Annotated in this window: 15 protein-coding genes and 1 pseudogene; 4 read left to right on the forward strand and 12 right to left on the reverse strand. The window is 35.1% G+C overall.

What is annotated here, in order from left to right; translation table 11 throughout:
- Nucleotides 1–18 precede the first annotated feature (18 nt).
- The 7 genes from ACQV2Q_RS06380 to ACQV2Q_RS06410 form a co-directional block, all read right to left on the reverse strand.
- Nucleotides 19–1,323 carry an acetyl-CoA hydrolase/transferase family protein gene (locus ACQV2Q_RS06380; RefSeq protein WP_428873519.1) on the reverse strand — a complete coding sequence of 435 codons (1,305 nt, stop codon included), beginning with the start codon at nt 1,321–1,323 and terminating at the stop codon, nt 19–21.
- Between the two features lie 15 nt (nt 1,324–1,338).
- Complete coding sequence (locus ACQV2Q_RS06385) at nt 1,339–2,121, reverse strand: enoyl-CoA hydratase/isomerase family protein (RefSeq protein ID WP_428873518.1); 783 nt, start codon at nt 2,119–2,121, stop codon at nt 1,339–1,341.
- A 504-nt stretch (nt 2,122–2,625) separates the two neighbouring features.
- On the reverse strand, nt 2,626–3,531 hold the full coding sequence (locus ACQV2Q_RS06390) for a LysR family transcriptional regulator (RefSeq protein ID WP_428873517.1): 906 nt from the start codon (nt 3,529–3,531) through the stop codon (nt 2,626–2,628).
- 132 nt (nt 3,532–3,663) lie between these two features.
- Nucleotides 3,664–4,857: a peptidoglycan bridge formation glycyltransferase FemA/FemB family protein gene (locus ACQV2Q_RS06395; protein WP_428882288.1), complete on the reverse strand. Its 1,194-nt coding sequence runs from the start codon at nt 4,855–4,857 to the stop codon at nt 3,664–3,666.
- A gap of 152 nt (nt 4,858–5,009) precedes the next feature.
- The gene (locus ACQV2Q_RS06400) at nt 5,010–6,395 is read right to left on the reverse strand and encodes a L,D-transpeptidase family protein (protein WP_428882290.1); all 1,386 of its coding nucleotides are present in this window, start codon (nt 6,393–6,395) and stop codon (nt 5,010–5,012) included.
- A 103-nt stretch (nt 6,396–6,498) separates the two neighbouring features.
- A complete protein-coding gene (locus ACQV2Q_RS06405) occupies nt 6,499–7,734 on the reverse strand; it encodes a lipid II:glycine glycyltransferase FemX (RefSeq protein WP_428873515.1) in 1,236 nt (411 codons plus the stop codon).
- Between the two features lie 301 nt (nt 7,735–8,035).
- Nucleotides 8,036–9,271: a lipid II:glycine glycyltransferase FemX gene (locus ACQV2Q_RS06410; protein WP_428873514.1), complete on the reverse strand. Its 1,236-nt coding sequence runs from the start codon at nt 9,269–9,271 to the stop codon at nt 8,036–8,038.
- 189 nt (nt 9,272–9,460) lie between these two features.
- On the opposite strand from ACQV2Q_RS06410, the gene ACQV2Q_RS06415 reads away from it, so the two are divergent.
- Nucleotides 9,461–10,798 (forward strand): MATE family efflux transporter, encoded by a 1,338-nt coding sequence (locus ACQV2Q_RS06415; protein WP_428876111.1) that lies wholly within the window; start codon nt 9,461–9,463, stop codon nt 10,796–10,798.
- A gap of 211 nt (nt 10,799–11,009) precedes the next feature.
- Here the strand turns inward: ACQV2Q_RS06415 and mgtE are convergent, their stop codons facing one another.
- The 5 genes and pseudogenes from mgtE to ACQV2Q_RS06440 all read right to left on the reverse strand — a co-directional run bounded on the left by mgtE (nt 11,010) and on the right by ACQV2Q_RS06440 (nt 15,771).
- Nucleotides 11,010–12,332, reverse strand: a complete 1,323-nt coding sequence (gene mgtE, locus ACQV2Q_RS06420; protein WP_428873512.1) for a magnesium transporter — start codon at nt 12,330–12,332, stop codon at nt 11,010–11,012.
- A 263-nt stretch (nt 12,333–12,595) separates the two neighbouring features.
- Complete coding sequence (arsB, locus tag ACQV2Q_RS06425) at nt 12,596–13,648, reverse strand: ACR3 family arsenite efflux transporter (protein WP_428873511.1); 1,053 nt, start codon at nt 13,646–13,648, stop codon at nt 12,596–12,598.
- Nucleotides 13,649–13,658: 10 nt separating this feature from the next.
- On the reverse strand, nt 13,659–14,057 hold the full coding sequence (locus tag ACQV2Q_RS06430; protein ID WP_428873510.1) for an arsenate reductase ArsC: 399 nt from the start codon (nt 14,055–14,057) through the stop codon (nt 13,659–13,661).
- Between the two features lie 28 nt (nt 14,058–14,085).
- A pseudogene (locus ACQV2Q_RS06435) lies at nt 14,086–14,340 on the reverse strand (ArsR/SmtB family transcription factor); the annotation flags it as partial.
- A gap of 132 nt (nt 14,341–14,472) precedes the next feature.
- Nucleotides 14,473–15,771 carry an alpha-amylase family glycosyl hydrolase gene (locus ACQV2Q_RS06440; protein WP_428882292.1) on the reverse strand — a complete coding sequence of 433 codons (1,299 nt, stop codon included), beginning with the start codon at nt 15,769–15,771 and terminating at the stop codon, nt 14,473–14,475.
- A 110-nt stretch (nt 15,772–15,881) separates the two neighbouring features.
- Between ACQV2Q_RS06440 and ACQV2Q_RS06445 the strand changes: the two genes are divergently transcribed.
- The 3 genes from ACQV2Q_RS06445 to ACQV2Q_RS06455 all read left to right on the forward strand — a co-directional run bounded on the left by ACQV2Q_RS06445 (nt 15,882) and on the right by ACQV2Q_RS06455 (nt 19,026).
- Nucleotides 15,882–17,153: an ABC transporter substrate-binding protein gene (locus ACQV2Q_RS06445; protein ID WP_428873507.1), complete on the forward strand. Its 1,272-nt coding sequence runs from the start codon at nt 15,882–15,884 to the stop codon at nt 17,151–17,153.
- 74 nt (nt 17,154–17,227) lie between these two features.
- Nucleotides 17,228–18,154, forward strand: coding sequence for a carbohydrate ABC transporter permease (locus tag ACQV2Q_RS06450; RefSeq protein ID WP_428873506.1), 927 nt, complete (start codon nt 17,228–17,230; stop codon nt 18,152–18,154).
- Nucleotides 18,154–19,026 (forward strand): carbohydrate ABC transporter permease, encoded by an 873-nt coding sequence (locus ACQV2Q_RS06455; protein WP_428873504.1) that lies wholly within the window; start codon nt 18,154–18,156, stop codon nt 19,024–19,026. The genes ACQV2Q_RS06450 and ACQV2Q_RS06455 overlap by 1 nt, the downstream gene beginning before the upstream one ends.
- Nucleotides 19,027–19,137 lie beyond the last annotated feature (111 nt).

Raw genomic sequence — 19,137 nt, forward strand, 5'->3', positions numbered from 1 at the left:
AAAATCAATCCTTTTCTTTTATTTTAATTTTTTATTTTCTAAATAACCAAGCTTGATGGCTTCTTCTCTTAAACCATCACGGAACTTCGGATGCGCCACTTCAATTAAAGCTTGTACTCTTTCTTGAATACTCTTACCTTTAAGGTGGGCTACCCCATATTCTGTAACAACAATTTCAATATCATTTTTTGAGGTTGAAACAGGTGAACCACTATGTAAATGTGGAACAATTCGAGAAATGGTATCATCTTTAGCTGTTGAATATAGACAAACAATTCCCACACCATTGGCAGCAATTCTTGCCCCCACAGCAAAGTCTGATTGACCACCGGTACCAGAATAGTAGAAATCTTCTAATTGTTCAGAGTTACATTGACCCAAGAAGTCAATTTCTAAAGTTGTATTGACTGAGACCAGGTTTTCAATTTTTGCAAGTTCAACAATATTGTTTATGAAGTTAACCGGAAGAATTTCGACATCCTCATTATTATCAATAAAATCATACAAGCGACGATTTCCTAAAGCTAGAGTTGTTGAGAAACGGTGTTTACCGACCGGTTTCTCTTCATTAGTAATAACTTTATTGTTATAAAGATCTACTATTGATGATGGCAACATTTCGGTATGAATCCCTAAGTTTTTCTTATGGCTTAAAGCATTCATAACAGCATTTGGAATTGTTCCAAAGCCGATTTGAATAGTTGAACCGTCCTCAATAATGTCCCCAACATACTCACCAATTTTGCGGTCCTTATCTGATAATTCGATATCCGGTAATTCTACAACATCTTCAGAAGATTCTACAAAAGCAGTTACTTCTGAGATATGAATTCTCATCCCCTCTCCATGTGTATGCGGCATATTTTCATTTACTTCAAGAAACACTTTTTTTGCAAACTCAACCGTGCACGGTGTATAAGCAGCTGTTAAGCCAAATGAAAAGTATCCATCTTCATCCATTGGTGAAGCTTGACTAATCATTACAGGTTCTGGTTCTCTTTGTTTAATAATGGCGGGTATTTCTGAGAAATGAGAAGGAATTAAATCGACATCTGTATTTCTCATAGCCTTACGATCCAAGCCTGATAAGAAAAAAGTAAACTGTTTTAATTGATCTTTAGCTAGATTAACTACCGGTGACATTGATAACATCCGATACAATCGATTCCCTTTAAGTTGCTTAGCATTGTTTAAAGCTTGGGTAATCAATAATGGCTCACTTCCAGCCGCTGCTAGAACGATCCCTTCACCCGGTTCAATCATTGCGACTAACTCTTCAACTGAACGACGTTTTTCATCATAGATCGCTTGATATTGACTCATACTATTCCTCCTAACTTATTTGGCTTTAAAATTAGCTTTTCGCTTTTCAACAAAGGCATTCATACCCTCGATACGATCTTGACTATTAAATAATCCAATCACAATTTCATTTTCTAATAAGAGTCCTTCTTGTAAGCTTGATTGGGAACCTCGATTAATAGCCAGTTTGGCTTTTTTTAAAGCAAGTGGGGCTTGCTGCATTAGTTTGTCAGCTAATTTATCAGCTTCTTCTAATAAGTCTGCTGAAGGAACTAAATAGTCAATCAAACCTAATCGATAAGCTTCTTTACCATCTATCAATTCTCCAGTGAAAACTAATCGTTTTGTTGCACCTAAGCCGATTAAACGGACAGCTCTTTGAGTGCCTCCATAGCCTGGCATAATTCCTAAGCCGACTTCAGGAAAACCGATTGTATTTTCAGAACTTCCTATTCTTAAGTCACAAGTTAAAGCGAGTTCCAAACCACCACCTAAGGCATAACCATTAATAGCCCCAATCATTATTTGCTTAAGGCCTGCTAAGCGATTCATTGTATAATTTCCATATTCAATGAATTTCTTAGCCACTTGGTCATCCATCTTCATCATTTCTTTAATATCTCCACCGGCCATAAAGGCTTTACCTTCACCCGTCAAGATAATTACTCGAATACTCTCGTCCTGCTCCATTGCATCCATAAAGGTATTTAGGTCATCCAACATTGCTGAATTAATAGCATTCAGGCTCTTGGGTTGATTGAGGACAAGCTTGGCTATGCCTTTATCAACCGTATAACTTAAAGTCTTTAACTGAGTCATTATTCTCTCCTTCAATCAAAATCACAAAGTAAAACTTGTTAGATAAAAATAATTCACAAACTCAAAATTGACTTTGATCGATCAAATTTAAATACTTACTCCATAAATTATGCAACACAAAATTTGATAAGCGCTTACAAATTGAGTATAGGCAATCATTTAGAGGCTTGCAACTTAGAAAAAGAAATCGATTCCATTACATTTACTAATCAGGTAGGATTTTAATTGTGATTTCTCCCACTATTTTTCACAAATTCAGCAGTTTTTTTATAAAAATTTTTCACAAAGAGGTCATAAGTGCGATAGCTTTTGATTTAATATGAATTCGTATTAAATTTTATCTATTAAATACTTTGTGTAATCGCCAACTATTTAAATAAAGTTTTGCCTAATTTTTTTCAAAGCAGTTTTGTTAAATTTAAAAAATTATTTAAAAAAAGAGTGGACAGCACAAAAAAAGCATATTTCTAAAATTTAGAAATATGCTTGAAAGATATTTGACTCTTACCCACTAATTACTTGCTGGTCTATATAGTTTTTAATCCAGTCATAAAGTAAGTTATGGCTGGTCGGGTAAGCTTCATATTTTTTTCTTGATAAATAGATATTAAAAGGTAAATCTTTTTTGAATTCGCGATAAATTATTTGATCCGAATTCATTAAATGATAAGTAGATAGAGGAAGAATCGTAATTATTTCATTCCCTTTTACAAGATCAATAAGGTATTCCCAAGAAGAAGAGTGAACAAAAATTTCAGGTTTCATCTGTCTTTGAGCAAATTGATCCATTACCAAACGATTAGTAGAAAATGATTCATTAAAAATGGCAATAGGCATTTGGTTCACTTCATCCCAGGTCACTTTTTTCTTCTTGGCTAAAGGATTGTTAGGATCCATAAAGACAACAAATTTATCGTGAATCAGAACCTGGTCTTGAAATTCCCCTGTCCGTCGAATGGGATCCATCAGAATAGCCAGATCCACATCGCCTTCATCTAACCTTTCATATAAGAACTGACAACCGCCCTCAATAATTTCTAGGTTTACATCCGGATAAGTTTTTCGTAAATCTAAGACGACATTAGTTAGTCTAGTTCTCAATACAATAGAAGGTAGACCGATGCGTACCACATTATTAAGCTTGCGCGACTCATTGTGAATGGTCGTCATCATTCGATCATGAAGACCAATCATTTCTAAAGCATACTTATAATACTTATGACCAATCGGCGTCAGTCCTACCAAGCGACCTCTTTCGCGATAAAAAAGGTCTAAATTATGAGCTTCTTCAAATGAAGAAATTATTTGACTAAGTGCAGATTGGCTAACAAAAAGGTGCTTAGCTGCTCTAGTCATATTGCAATCTGACTGAACAATTTCAACGAAATACTTTAGTTGTCTAATATCCATTCTTTTACCTTTCTCCAGATTCTAATTATTTCTCTTCAATTATATCAGATATTCAATATTCTAAAAGGAAAACGCTTTATTTTCTGCACAAAAACCTCCTGTTTATTGCAGATGGTTTTATCCTATTTTGCATTATTTTTTTGGAATTAAGCCAAATACTATTCTTTTTAAAGAGTGAGTCAATTTATAATAAAGCGGGAACGGACGATAGAAGAAAACGCCCGTTTTTTCAAGAATAAAACCATTGAAATTTTGTTTAAAACGCATAACGCCATCACTTCCATCAAATTCCCCCTCAATTCCATAAAAATTATAATAAGGAATCCCTTTTTTAATTGTTCGCATCATGGCTTCATATTGTAATAGAAATGGAGCTGAAAAATTTTGATAAGATTCTAGCGATCCCCCCAGAAAATAAGTTGCTTCTTGATCTAAATAAACTATTAACATATTTGCTAAAGGAATAATTTCTTTTTTCTCTTCATCTTGAATGGCTTGAACCATTTCTATATCTTTCTCTAATGACTTGATTCGGTCTTGATCTTGAACTTTTTTGGGGTTTAATTCATTGATTTGTCTTTTTAGTTTTTCAATGGCTTTAGGAAGATTGATCTCAGCTACTAAAAACTCAACTTGATCCTTAAAGTTTTTATACATTGCTTGATAATAATCTAGTGATTTATCTCCAAAGTCCTGTCTTTGAGCGGTTTCCCTAGTTATTCTGCAGAAATCTTCCATTTCTTCATAGTCCATTGTTCGTATCGAAAGACCAAACTGCTTAGCCTTTTTAATCTTTCTTTGACTATTTTTATTAAAAGATTTTAAAAGCAATTTTTCATCTTCTGATGTAAAAGCACTTAAATCTTTTAAATATTGGAAAGTCGGCATTCCTTGCATATTGTAGACATTTGACTTTTCTCTAGTATAACCTAATTCATCAAAATAGCTTGGTATTGCTTCTAAATCCTTAATGGCTGTTGCTTCACTATTATAGAGATGATCCTTGTGATTAGGTTGAACAATCACCTCCGTGATTTTCATGCGTTTGGCATATAACTTTAGATGCTGGTAGAAAAGTGATTCATACTGTTCTTCTGCTGCAAAAGTCCCTGCCATTAATTCCATTCTTTTACCGGCGAAGACCTTTTGGCTATAAGCCAATCCCACAGCTTTTATAACTCCTGCATTTTCTAAAGCTAAACGTTTTTCCTGAAAACCGCGAGCAACTAAAACTTTAGCCATTTGAGCTGTTTGTAAAAAAGAAAAGCCACTTTTATTAGCTAAAAAATGTGCAAGTTCATCATAAGAAATTTCAATAATCTTCATGGCTACCTCCAAGGTATTTAAGAATGTCAGTGTTTATACTCGCCTATTTTTAAGTTTTTAACCTGCCGCAGTTTCTTCAAAATAAAAAACAAGCATCAGCATATGTGATTGTTCACATATGCTGATGCTTGTATTTAAAAAAATTGCATAAATTAGAAAACAATGACAGGCGTACCAACTTCTAAAGCGTTATAAACTTGTTGCATAACTGCTGGTGGAGTATTGATACATCCCATTGATCCATTAGAACGATAGATATCTCCACCATAGGCCGGTCTACTAGCAGTATCATGAATACCTTGACCAACAGTATCAAACGGCATCCAATAATCCACATGTACTTTATAGTCTTTTTCGTTTACCCAGTCATATCCTTCTAAATACCGATCTCTTTCCTTGCTCCAAATTGCATAAGCGCCTGGAACTGTTTCAGCCCCATCTTTTCCTGAAACAATCGGTGTTTGTGTGAAAAGTTGACCATTAATATAGATAAACATTGTTTGGTTAGCTAAGTCTACTTCAACATAAGTTGAACCAATATCATCGCCACCACTTCCATAACCGCTTCCTACTACTACTGGATCGCGACGTACGTCCTCGCCTTTTTGCAAATCTTCTACAATTTGACTCGCTTCAGCTTGTCGATCAATTGACCATCCTAAAGTACCAGGTTGTACTGTAACTTGACCTCGTAAAGTAGAATTAAAGGAACGAGGATTTAAGTAAGATGAATACTTATCATTGTATGTTTTTAAGAATTCCATAATCATATTTTCATCGAAAACGATTTGATTGTTCTCATCAAAATGCAGCCACTTTTCAATTTCTTTCTTAGGAATGGCTTCTTCGTTGCCATCAATCTCTAAAGTTATCTCTGTATCTACAACATCTTGAATTTGTTCCAAAAACTCTTCAATTTTGCTATCTTGACTGGTCATTGTAGGCTTTTTGTAATATTGATTTAATTCTACGTTAGAATTACCCGCTTGAATCTGAGCCATCATACCATTTTTTAAAGCTTCCTCATCAATCTGAGTTCCCTGTTTTTCTTCAACAACATGGTAGCCTTCTGCTTCTGAATAGTCGATAAAGGCATCTTGTGAAGCGGAACGCTTATTATTATCTAAACCTTGGACCTCTAATTTATCCTGTAATACTTGGTAATCGATCTCTATGTCAGTTAAAGAGGTGTCTTCAAAACTTTGACCTTTAAAGTAATAATTTAACCAAGCATTTGGATTTTGATTATTATAAAGCTCTTCCAATTTAGCAGATTGGTCAATTTGAGGCTGTAAATCCTTCATTTTAATACTTGCTACTGACCGATCATTTTCAAAAAATTCAATTTGTTGATCTAGTACATATTTTTCTATTTTTTCCTCTGCTTGAGGGAGTGTCAAGTTACTTACATCAATTTGTCCCACTTTAGTATTTGCTTGAAAACGATTAGAATAATAGCCGATTCCACCTGCATATACTAAACCAAAGATTAGGCTTACTATCATTATTGTTACCAGTGAGCGTTTTAAAAATTTCACAAAATTACCTCCCTTTCGAGATTCTAGTATATCATGTATTTATGAATATTCTAGTAATAATCTATTACAATTTGTCAGTTATCGTTCTTTACGACTATTATTTTCAATTCTTTTGCCAATTAAAGTAAATTTGGCGCAACTTAAATAATTGACGATATAAGATTGAAATAAAATGCGATAATTCATAATCAAACTCACCAATTCGAGCACTTTTAACGGCACCCCAACGTTTCTTAAAATTATACAGTCCGGGTGCATCATCTTCATGCTTATCTTCTAAGCCAGAAATTGCTCCCAAGTCAAATGAATGGCATCCCCGCTTTTTCGCTTGACGCATCATTTCCCAAACCATAAAGTCATTCGGTAGTAATTCACGTAGTTGATTAGATGAGGCACCATATAAATAATAGCCTTTCCCACCTGATTGAACGAAAATGGCTCCTGATAAGTAATAGCCGGCTGGATTTTCTTGAGCAATTTGCTCAAGAGTTTTTTTCTGATGAGCAGATTTTTCAATCGCTTCTTCTAAATGTTTGATTTGTTGTTCAAATTCTGGAGTTGGTTTTTTCTTTTTGAGACTTTTCAATTCTTTTTGACGATTCTTATCATTAGCATCTAATCCTTCTATGGCTGCTTTTGGATCTAACCTCACTAAGTAAAATTGTGCTTCTCCTTTTGGATTCATTTCATTATAAATTTGCTCGAAATAACTTATATCTCGAATCCAGAACTTCCCTCTTGCACCTGTTTCTTTCATAAGATTGTAAAAAATAGCCATTTTACTTATAGGCGCCTCTTCTAGAATAAAGCCATATTTATTAGCTCTTCGAATATTAGTACGAGTCAATCCTTGAAATGAATCCAGTATTTCTTTTTCACTTTTATTCAAATCTGTAATCATATGGAAACGGGGCTGAATCGCCTCTTTAAAACCAAAGGTAAACCCTTGATGATTAAATCCATAGCTTTCAATCTGTTCTAATAAATGAGGGGTGGACTCTTCTAGAACTGGATCAATTTTGATTAAAAAAGCATTATGTTGTTTTGCATCTTCTTTAACCACTTCTAGAAGGGCTTTAACTGATTCGTTATCGAACCAATCGACCACGAATCCCCTAGACACATAACAAATAGAACGTTTGATAATAGGAATTTCTTTATATAATAAGGATGCAACTCCTGTCACTCGGTCTTCATGGCCCACACTAACTCTCGACCACTTCCAACCTAAAGATTGTTTTATTTTGGCCCAAGAAGACAATTGACACATATCGCCATTGGGGTGGTCTTTTACAAATTGATCATGTTCAGTATCACTAATTATAATATTTCGAATCATTGTGGAACTCCTTCTCCATCTTTCTTTGATATTATAGCATAGGTGAAAAATCTTCCAATTGATCCGCTCTTACATTCTAATTAAATGAAATTAAGTGAATCTTAGAAATAAAAATATAAGTTGGGCTATTATATATTACTAGCCATAAAATAATAAGGAAGAATTTAATTCAATATTTCTACTTCAAGTGTTCGAATAGTATTTTAAATATAATCTTAATTTCATATGTAACTCACTTAAAATTTGAACCCCTAGAAGTAGCTTGCTAATATCCATTTTAACTTTCGTTAAAATAAAGCCGTTACCGATTTCTAAGCTGAATCAATCGCGCTCTTAAAGAAAAGGCAAAGCGATATAATTTAGTAAGTATTGGCGAAAGTACGTAATCAAACTCACCGATTCGAGCTCTTTTATTAGCTCCCCATCGCTTTTTAAATTCAAACAAACCAGGTGCGTCATCCTCTGGATGCCCCTCCATACCCGACACCCCTCCAAAATCATACGATAAACACCCCTGTTCTTGAGCATAACGCATCATTTCCCATTGCATAAAGTAATTAGGTAATAAATCACGGAATTGGTTAGAAGATGCACCATATAAATAATAGGCCTTGCGTCCACATTGAACGTAGATTGCTCCTGATAAATAGATGGTTTCTTCACTTTCGTTTTCTGCCTGCTTTAAGGATTCTATTAAATCGTAAGTATTTGCAATCGACTGTTCGATTTGCTCTAACTGTTGCAGAATTCCTTCACTGATTTCTTTCTTCGACAAATTCTTCTGTTCTTTTTGGCGGTTTTTAACATCTTGTTCGAGCCCTTTGATTGCTTGGTCTGGATTCAATTTTACTAAAAAGAGCTTGGCTTCATGAGGAGGATTCATTTCTTGATAAATGCGTTTAAAATATGAAAGATCACGAATTAAAAAGCCATCTCGATCACCAGTAACTTTCATGATGTCATAGAAAATAGACATCTTACTCTCAGGAGCATCTTCTAAATCAAAGCCATACTTATTGGCTTTTCTGACATTAGTTCGCGTTCGACCTTGAAAGGATTTTAAGAGTTCTTTTTCATTCTTATTAATATCAGTTACCATATGAAAGCGCGGTTGAGCCGCCTCTTTAAAGCCAAATGTGAACCCTTGATGCTTAAAGCCAAAGGATTCAATTTGTTCTAATAGACCAGCTGTTGATTCTTCTATATCAGGATCTATTTTTATTAGAAAAGCGCGGTGTTTTTTAGCATCTTCTTTTACCGCTTCTAACAATGCTTTGACCGATTCATCATCGAACCAATCGACCACGAATCCCCTCGAAACATAACAGATAGACCGTTTGATCAATGGGATTTCTTTATATAATAAGGAAGCGGCGCCTGTCACTTGGGCATCAGTTCCCACACTAACTCTTGACCACTTCCAACCAAAAGCTTGTTTTACTTTTCCCCAAGAGGATAGTTGGCACATATCGCCATTAGAATGTTCTTTTACAAATTGATCATGTTCTTTGTCACTAATTTTAATATTTTGAATCATTGTGGCACTCCTTCTCCGTCCATTCTCAAACATTATAGCATAAGTAGCTATTCTACTGATATTAATTCAAACATATTCAAACTCCGTTGGTAGAAACAAAGGGGGCAATTTTCTGGTAATATAGACAGCAAAGTTATAGGATTGTAGTTGAATACTTTTTTTACAAAGTTAAATAAAGGATGATTTAAAATGAACAAAAAATATTATTTAACAGCCTTAAAAATGGCTTGGCCTTCGGTCTTGGAGTCTTTTTTTATTGCCTTAGCGGGGATGATAGATACCATGATGGTAGGAAGTTTAGGAAGCTATGCCATTGCAGCCGTTGGTTTAACCACTCAACCAAAATTTATTGCCTTAGCAATTTTTATTTCGATTAATATAGCCGTTTCGTCTTTAGTTGCTAGACGTCGAGGTCAAAAAGATAAAATGGGTGCTAATAGCGTTTTTCTTACCGCCATGATTCTAACTCTTATATTATGTTTACTTTTTAGTTTGATCACTGTTTTCTTTGCCAGTGATATTATCCACTTAGCAGGTAGTCAACCAGATACTCACCCTTCTGCAGTTCTTTATTATCAAATTATTATGGGTGGCATGGTCTTTAACTTAATTGCTATGACGATCAATGCCGCTCAAAGAGGAAGTGGTAATACCAAAATAGCTTTTGTCACTAACCTGACTTCTTCTGTCTTGAACGTCTTCTTTAACTACCTATTAATTGGTGGTAAGTTTGGCTTCCCGGCTTTAGGTATTAAAGGAGCGGCTATTGCGACTGTACTCGGTTCAGTCGTAGCAATGTTTATGAGTGTACGCTCATTATTTAAACCTCATAGTTTGATTCAAGTTAGGTATCTCTTGAAAAACAAAGTTCATTTTGATTTCAATGTTGCTAAAACGATTGGGAAGCTCTCATCATCTATGTATATCGAAAACTTAGCGATGCGGATTGGTTTCTTAGCCACTGCATTAACTGCTGCTAGCTTAGGAACAAACACTTTCGCAATCCATAATGCTGGTATGAATATTTTGGGTTTAGGATTTTCTTTTGCGGATGGAATGCAGGTAGCGGCTGTTGCTCTTGCAGGTAAGGCCTTAGGTGAAGAAAAACCTAAAGTAGCGATTGAATTTGGTCAAATTTGCCAACGAATAGGACTTGTTATTTCTATAATACTCTCAGCCTTTTTATTCTTCTTCGGACGCGATTTAATGGGTATTTACTTCAGGGACCCTCAGTTGATTGACCAATCTATTATTGTTATTCAATTCACTATGGTCATTGTTCTATTACAGATCTCACAAATCATTTATGCAGGTTGTCTTAGATCAGGTGGTGATGTTAAATATACCTTATTCGTAGGAATTATTTCAGCATCCATTATTCGTACCGCAGTTACTCTTATTTTGGTCAATATTTTTAAGCTCGGACTCGCTGGCATTTGGATCGGTGTACTATCTGATCAATTTTCACGCTTTCTTCTTATGCGCCACCGATTTAAGGCAGGAAAATGGACTCAAATTCGTATTTAATATAAAAACCATCTTGTTGTTTTTAGAACTGACCCCAAATAGTGAGACCAACATAAAAACACCTACGGATAAAATCCATAGGTGCATAAAATTTACTTTTTTTACCTATCTACTTAACAAGGAGCCGTTCAGAATTCGTGTGAAAGGTGTTTTTATTCTGTCCCATTTATGGGGTGCAGTGTCTTTTAGCAACAAGATGGTTTTCACTGGATTAAATATTCAATAAACGACTAGCCACTTCAAAATATACTAGTAAGGATGCAGTATCAACAATCGTCGTAATTAAAGGACCTGCCATAACAGTAGGGTCGATCTTTAATTTGTCTGCCAAAATTGGTAATAAACCACCGATTACTTTGGATAACATGACGGTCATTAATAAAGTGATCGATACGACCAGATTCACTTGGAATGAAACAGAATCTAAAATTAAAATTCTTAACATATTGACCACAACCAAGGCAAGTCCAACAATAAAACCTATCCTAAGTTCTTTTAGTAAAATTTTCACAAAAGAAACACCTTGTAATTCTCCTAAATATAGGGCTCTTATAATAGTAGTCGAGGACTGACTTCCTGCATTCCCCCCACTATCCATTAACATCGGTATATACATGGCTAAAGCTACGTTGGTAGCTAAAGTCACTTCATAGCGTTGAATTATAAAACCCGTGACAGATGCAGTAATTAAACAAATGATTAACCAGGTAATTCGACTGCGGGCTATCGACAAATCAGATTGTTTTAAATAATGCGTTTCTTCCACGTCATTGATCCCGTGAATGTTTCCGAAGTCTTCATGGTACTCTTCTGCTAAGATATCAATGGCCCATTCAACAGGAACAGTACCTACTAAACGATTTTCTGAATCGACAACCGGTATTTCTGACAAGTCATATTTTTGAGCCAATTTAGCTACCACTTCTTGATCATCTTTAGCTGATACTGTGCGTGTTAAGCCCTTTAATAAGTCAGATACTTCAGCTTGAGGATAACGAATTAAATCACCCAAATGAATAAATCCTAACAAGCGTAGCGATCCATCTGTAATCCAGATTTGTTCTAATTTATTGGCATCTAGGTCTGATTGGAGTACCAGATTATATATTTCTTTAAGGGTCAAGCGTTCTTTTGCAGCTAAAAAGTTAACGGTCATCACTGATCCGACGCTTTCTTCTGGATAACCCAACAATTGATTAATAATTGGTCGCCGATCTTCGGTGACAAAGTATTGCATGATTTTTTTTACCATATTGGCTGGTAATTCTTGCAAAGTGTCAACTAGTTCATTTTCATCAAGTTCTTTGATCAATTCACCAGTATCTTCATCAGATAGAATCTCAATGATTTCCATTTTCTTTTCTTTACTCAGCTCGGCAAAAGTATCCGCTAATAGATCTTTACTCAACAATTTAATCCTTAAAGCAATTTCATAGGCCGTTAAGTTATCAAATTGTTCAGCAATATCAATTGGGTCCATGCGATTGATTTTTTCTTGTAAATGATTAATTTGATCGATTTGGTATTTCTTCATTTGTTTCCCTCCTAAATGAAAATTCTTTCATTTATATGTGATTTTACAAATCACTGTCATTTTTATAGTTAAACAATTAAAGAACACCCACTAAAAGCAAGGCGAGTAAGCGATGCTGATAGTGAATGTCTTTTTTTATAATTCTTGTTACTCCAGACTCGAACATCTTCTCCAGCATCCATCTTACTCACCCCTTGAAATTATTTATATTCATTATATCATAGCAATTTATTTAATCGAATGCTAGCTGAAAAAGCAATCTATTAAATGGATTGCTCTTCTTTTCTAAAACAATGTTGCTTACTATTAGCAAAGCGAACTAACATTAACATAACAGGCACCTCTACTAAGACACCGACAACAGTCGTTAAAGTAGCTCCAGAAGAAAGTCCAAAAAGTGAAATAGCTACCGCTACCGCTAATTCAAAAAAGTTAGAAGCACCAATCATGCCGCAAGGTGCTGCTATTGAGTATGGCAGGTTGACTTTATATGCTATAGCAAAAGTAATTCCAAAGATTAGTAAAGTTTGAATAATCAAAGGAATAGAAATCAATAGAATATTAAGCGGCTGATTCATAATATGGTTACCTTGGAAAGAGAAAATAATAATCAAAGTCAATAATAGGCCTAAAGAAGTGTAACGATCAAAAGATGGAATAAAGGTATTCTCTAAGTAATCATTGCCTTTATTTGAGATAATAATGCGACGTGTAACCATACTCATTAAAAGCGGAATAACAATAAAAAGTACAATAGATAATAATAGCGTCTCCCAAGGAATAGCAATATTCCCCATCTTTAATAAGAAACTAACAATTGGCACATAAGCTACTAAAAGGATCAAATCATTGGTTGCCACTTGAACCAAAGTATAAGCACTGTTTCCTCGAGTCAATTTCGACCAAACAAAGACCATAGCAGTACATGGAGCTGCTCCTAAGAGAACGGCACCCGCTACATATTCAGAAGCTAATTCAGCTGATAAGAAACGACCATAGATAATATTAAAGAATAAATAAGCGATAAAATACATGGTAAGTGGTTTGATCACCCAGTTGACCATCCAAGTAATATATAAGCCCTTAGGATTTTTTCCAATATTCTTAACACTATTAAAATCTATTTTCAACATCATAGGGTAAATCATAATCCATAGGAGAATAGTTGTAGGAATGGAAACATTATAGAATTCAAATTGCCCGAGAAAGACTGGTATTTGAGGAATGAATTTTCCAATTAACACACCCATCATCATACAAACCAACACCCATAAGGTTAAGTTTTTTTCAAACGATTTCATTTCAACTTGATTCATAAAAAACCTCCTATAATTGACTAATTTCGGCAACTAATTCTTTGACTTTTTGATCAATCGAAGCAATCACTTCTTTAAATGCTTCATCTGATTTACCACTGGGATCTTCTAAGCCCCAATCCTCTTTGCGATCATTAAAAGGAAGAAACGGACAATTCACATTACAGCCCATAGTGATCAAATAGTCGATTTCAGCTAGTTCAGTGATTAATTTAGGCTGCTGGTTAGCTTCCATATCTATCTGGTAGATATCTTTCATTAAACGCACAGCCTCTTGATTAATTTGATCTTTTTCTTCCGTTCCAGCTGAATATGCCTCAATTACACCTTGACCATAACGTTTGGCAAGCGCTTCTGCTATTTGGCTTCGACATGAGTTATGAACACAGACAAATGCTACTTTTTTCATTTTACAACTCCTTTAAATAGCTAACTGCTTAAAACTTGTTGATTTCTCTATCAGTAGGCTTAGTTAAAACATTGAGATTTGACATAAAGCGATTTCGCCCTTGATTAGAAATACGATCGTAAACCCATTTCCCTTCCTGACGCTCTTTAACAATGCCTGATCCAACTATTTTTTTCATGTGGTAAGACAATCCCGATTGAGAATGGTCAAGTTGCTCAAGTAATACACAAGCACACTGTTCCCCCTTCTTCAAAAGCTGCAAAATAACTAAACGATTCTCATCACTTAACGCTTTGTCTTAATCAACCATCACCTTTAAATCTTCCATTTTATCACCTCACATCAAATCTTATTGATGTTTCAGCATATAACAAATGTACCCTTATACCAATTTGTTTTGATATGAGGCTTGGCTTTAATCTTCTTTATAAGTGAGGTATTGAGGTCTATCGGATAAGGCTATTTCTCCATCATTAACTTTTATCCATCTATCCTCTAATAGATGACGATATGCTCCATCAGCAAGTGGTATTTTAATCGAACCATGTTTTTCTTTATTCAAAGCAAAGATCCCCATCAAACATTCTTCATGGTTTTGATACTTAACCCAAACAGCTTCTAAGTCATCATCGCCACCCACTTCAAAACTTCCTTCACAAGGAATATACTCCTTTTTAATTTGGATTAAGTCCGCTAAATACTCTGAAAAAGTCGACTCATTAGACCAGTCGATTGGATCTTTTTCAAAAAGATTAGGTAAATGATTAGCTTGAATCTCTTGTCCATTATAGATTAAATGCGCACCACGTAAAAAGAGGTTAAAGGCTGTTATTTGTTCTAACGAGTGCTTATCCTTAATTCTTGCTGCAATACGTTTTTGATCATGATTTTCTAAAAAACGTAATTTAGTGAAGTTGGCAGGATAAATCCAATTTTGTCGATTTAAACTAGTAAGGTAAGCAGATAAAGGTTGATTTTCTTCTAAATAAGCAACCCAATCATTAAAAATATCATAATCATAGGTCAAATCAAAAGCTTGATAGACTTCGGAGTCTGACAGTCCGGTCATAGCTTGTTTTCTTGTTTCGAGAATAAATGAAGGCTCAACGCTCTCTGCTAACCACACTAAGTCAGGATTAACTTCTTTAACTGCTTCACGAGCAGCCAACCAAAAATCTAAAGGAATTAAAGAAGCTACATCACAGCGAAAACCATCAACGATTTTGGCATAGTCCATTAAAGTCTCAATTTGATAATCCCATAAGTCAAAATTGTCATTATAATCCAAATCGATAATATCTGTCCAATCACCAATCTGATTACTAAAACTGCCGTCTGGTTTTTGATAAAACCATTGAGATTTTTGATTGCTTAAAAGACTGTCTGGAGAGGTATGATTATAAACGATATCAATCATCACTTTCATACCCGCTTGATGAATTTGATCCACTAAATGAATAAAATCCTCGCGACTACCTAACTCTGAGTGAATGCCGCGATAGTCTTTTATGGCATAGGGTGATCCTTTTGTGCCCTTTCGTTTAATCTTTCCGATCTGATAATGAGGCAAAAACCAAACCATATCAACCCCTAACTTTTTTAAACGTGGAATTTCAGCTTCCACCTCTTTAAAACTACCTTCTTTTGAAAAGTTACGGGTAAATATACTGTAAATTACCAGCTTCCTTAACTCTAATGCACTTTCTTTAGCCATCCTAGTCCTCCTGTTTGTAACTTTTTTTATTAATTTTGCAAACGATTGCAAACCTTTATTCTTAAAGCTATAATTATTATAACAAAAGTTAAAATTATAGGAGGAATACCATGACAATTCTATCAAAAATTTCTAAGGCTAGCTTGATTTTAGCGGCTAGTTCTCTCATATCTCTGCCGAGCGCTTCAGCTGCGTCTGACAGTCCTGATGCTTTTACGCTCTATTCTAACAAAAGTGAAACTCAAGAGGCTTTAACTAACTATGCTAAAACATGGGGTGAGGCTAATGGAGTGGATGTTACAGTTAAAGTCTGTTCTGGTTCTTGTACTCTAGGTGACCAATTGAAATCAGATTTCACAGCGGGTGACGGTCCTGATGTCTTTGTTATTGAAGGGCAAGGAGGCTACGATATCTGGGCTGATTTCCTCACTCCTCTTGAAGGTGATTGGATTGATCAAACTGAATTTGAATTTAAACAAGGCGATGAAGTCTATGGTTTCCCTGTTTCAGTTGAAGGTTATGGTTTAGCTTATAATGCAGACCTTTTAGAAAAAGCAGGCATTGATCCAGCTAGTTTAGATTCTTTTGAAGCAGTTAAAGCTGCTTTTGAAGATTTAGAAAATCGTAAAGAAGAATTAGGACTGACTTCAGTTGTAGCAAATGCTACTAAAGAAGGCGAAACATGGATTATGGGTAATCATGACTTCAACGCTTATCTTGGATCCGGTTTAGAAAATGGTGACCGTACTGTTACAGAAATGACCCTTAAAGGTGAAGTCGATGAAGACCGTATGGCAAACTATGCGGATTGGGTAGAGCTTCTCTTCCAACATACTGACAAGCAAATGTTAACAGTAGGTACACAAGAAGACATGGATATTGCTTTTGCTACAGGGCAAGCAGCTTTCCTTCATCAAGGAAACTGGAAAGATCCCAACTTAGCAGAATTAGAGGCTGATTTCAAAATGGGCTTCATTCCTTATCAAACACTAGGAACTGATGCAAATGCTGATGGTCTCTTTATTGGTGCTCCATCATATTATGTTGTGAATAAAGAATCTGGCGCAATGGAATCTATCAATAAATTCTTCCAAGACATGGTGGATACTCCTGAAGGTCAAGACTATATTGTAAACCAAGCCAATATGATCTCACCTTTCTCAACCACTGAAGAAACACCACAAGCGCCAATGTCTGCATTCTTAGCACAATGGATTGTTGATGAAAAGCCAGTTTACTCCTTTGATTCGACTTATTTTATGCCTGATGGTTTCGGTATGAATAACCTAGGCCCTATCTATGGTCAATTTGCTCAAGGTAACATTGACAAAGATGAATTCATTCAACTAATGTCTGAAGAAATTTCACAACTTTCAGAATAAAAGGTTAATTTAGCAGTGTTCTTAAAGGGACTAGAGGGTTTCTTCTAGTTCCTTCATTTATAAGGAGGGTTCTTATGGCATCTGCCTCTCATAAAAAATCTCGTAGTAAACGGCAGCGTCGCAATTTTATTTTTTTAGTGGCCCCTGCTTTTATTGCACTTACTTTAGTGATTTTCATTCCCTTCGTGATGGGCATTTATTATTCATTTACGAATTGGGGCGGGATTATTAAGCCTGTTGCAGATTTTATTGGTTTGGGTAATTATAAAGAAAGTTTTGCCGATTCTCGTTTTCGTTATTCTCTGATGGTTACCTTTATTTTTGCTTTTTTTAATATAATTATTATTAATTTAGTCGCTTTTACTTTAGCTATGATTGTTTCTAGTCAAGTTAAAGGTAGAGATATTTATCGTGCGGGCTTCTTTGTTCCTAATCTAATTGGTGGAATTGTCTTGGGTTATATTTGGCAATTTATCTATAATAATGTTTTTCCTCAAGTTGGAGAATTGTTGGCTTTCGATTGGCTGGTTGAAAATCTCTTCTTAGGTTCTCCGCGTCTAGCTGTTTCTGCCTTGGTTTTAACTTCAACTTGGCAATATGCCGGTTATATTATGATGATTTATTACGCGGGCTTGCAAAACGTTCCTCGTTCATTGTATGAATCTGCTTCCTTAGATGGAGCCAATTGGTGGGGAAAGCTACGCCACATTACTTTGCCAATGATTATGCCATCATTTACTGTTTCTTTATTTTTAACCATTAATAATTCCTTTAAAATATTCGATGTCAATTACTCCTTGACGGGTGGTGGCCCTTCTATGATGTGGAATAGTGAAGCCATCAAGTCTACTGAGTTTATCACTATGAATATTTATAATACTGCTTCTGTTGAAAATAATTTAGCTTATGGTCAAGCTCGAGCAGTAATTCTTTTTGTTATTCTAGTCATTATTAGTCTTAGTCAGACTTATATTACAAAACGTCAGGAGGTCGAAATGTAATGTCAATTATCAAATGGAAAAAGTTTTTCTTAGAGTTGTTCGCCCTCTTAGTTTTTGTCTTATTTATCAGCCCCTTACTGTTAATATTTATTAACTCAGCCAAGTCCTCTCGCGAAATATTAGTCAATCCACTCTCACTGCCTGAAAATTGGGGACAAATATGGGAAAACTTCCTTACTATTTGGAACAACCCCTCTATTGATTATCCTAGTTCTTTTTTATCATCAGTAATTATTACTGTCACTTCCTTGGCTCTAATTAGTCTGGTCAGTTCATTAGCTGCTTGGGGATTAGTGAGATACAAATCAAAAACTTCTTCACTCATTTTTTATATGTTTGTGGCTTCAATGGTTATCCCTTTCCAAGTCGTCATGTATCCACTGATTACTTGGTTTAGAATCCTATCCATGAATGTAACTGAACCCCTAATGAATTTCTCACTCTTGAGATCTTATCCTGGGATAATCTTGGCCTACATTGGCTTTGGAATGGGCATGTCTGTCTTTATGTTTCATGGTTTTTTAAAGGGTGTCCCACTTGAGATTGAAGAAGCTGCCGAAATAGATGGTGCTAACAAACTACAAACTTTCTTTTATGTAGTCATGCCCATTATGAAACCAATCTATGTTACGATTATTATTTTAAATGGCATTTGGATCTGGAATGATTTCTTACTGCCGATGCAATTGTTAGGTGTCGGTAATGACATTCAAACATTACCGATTGCTATTTCAAACTTTGCCGGTTCCTACACTAAACAGTGGGATATGATTTTATCTTCATCCTTAATGATTATGATTCCAATCATTATTGTTTTCCTCTTTGCTCAAAAACAAATCCTTAAAGGCATGGTTGATGGAGCAATTAAATAAAACAAACTAAATAGAGATCCTGCCAGACAAATCAAAGAAGGATCTCTATTTTTATTAGCTTTTGAGGAAACTATAACAATATTCAAGCTCTCATAAAATCAATCATAATGC

The sequence above is a fragment of the Facklamia sp. P12950 genome (genome assembly GCF_050409465.1).
Taxonomy (GTDB): domain Bacteria; phylum Bacillota; class Bacilli; order Lactobacillales; family Aerococcaceae; genus Facklamia.

Bases quoted from the DNA above. Each gene is read 5' to 3' on its own strand.
- ACQV2Q_RS06380 (WP_428873519.1), bottom strand. From the start codon at position 1,323: ATGAGTCAATATCAAGCGATCTATGATGAAAAACGTCGTTCAGTTGAA.
- ACQV2Q_RS06385 (WP_428873518.1), bottom strand. From the start codon at position 2,121: ATGACTCAGTTAAAGACTTTAAGTTATACGGTTGATAAAGGCATAGCC.
- ACQV2Q_RS06390 (WP_428873517.1), bottom strand. From the start codon at position 3,531: ATGGATATTAGACAACTAAAGTATTTCGTTGAAATTGTTCAGTCAGAT.
- ACQV2Q_RS06395 (WP_428882288.1), bottom strand. From the start codon at position 4,857: ATGAAGATTATTGAAATTTCTTATGATGAACTTGCACATTTTTTAGCT.
- ACQV2Q_RS06405 (WP_428873515.1), bottom strand. From the start codon at position 7,734: ATGATTCGAAATATTATAATTAGTGATACTGAACATGATCAATTTGTA.
- ACQV2Q_RS06410 (WP_428873514.1), bottom strand. From the start codon at position 9,271: ATGATTCAAAATATTAAAATTAGTGACAAAGAACATGATCAATTTGTA.
- ACQV2Q_RS06415 (WP_428876111.1), top strand. From the start codon at position 9,461: ATGAACAAAAAATATTATTTAACAGCCTTAAAAATGGCTTGGCCTTCG.
- mgtE (WP_428873512.1), bottom strand. From the start codon at position 12,332: ATGAAGAAATACCAAATCGATCAAATTAATCATTTACAAGAAAAAATC.
- arsB (WP_428873511.1), bottom strand. From the start codon at position 13,648: ATGAATCAAGTTGAAATGAAATCGTTTGAAAAAAACTTAACCTTATGG.
- ACQV2Q_RS06430 (WP_428873510.1), bottom strand. From the start codon at position 14,057: ATGAAAAAAGTAGCATTTGTCTGTGTTCATAACTCATGTCGAAGCCAA.
- ACQV2Q_RS06440 (WP_428882292.1), bottom strand. From the start codon at position 15,771: ATGGCTAAAGAAAGTGCATTAGAGTTAAGGAAGCTGGTAATTTACAGT.
- ACQV2Q_RS06445 (WP_428873507.1), top strand. From the start codon at position 15,882: ATGACAATTCTATCAAAAATTTCTAAGGCTAGCTTGATTTTAGCGGCT.
- ACQV2Q_RS06450 (WP_428873506.1), top strand. From the start codon at position 17,228: ATGGCATCTGCCTCTCATAAAAAATCTCGTAGTAAACGGCAGCGTCGC.
- ACQV2Q_RS06455 (WP_428873504.1), top strand. From the start codon at position 18,154: ATGTCAATTATCAAATGGAAAAAGTTTTTCTTAGAGTTGTTCGCCCTC.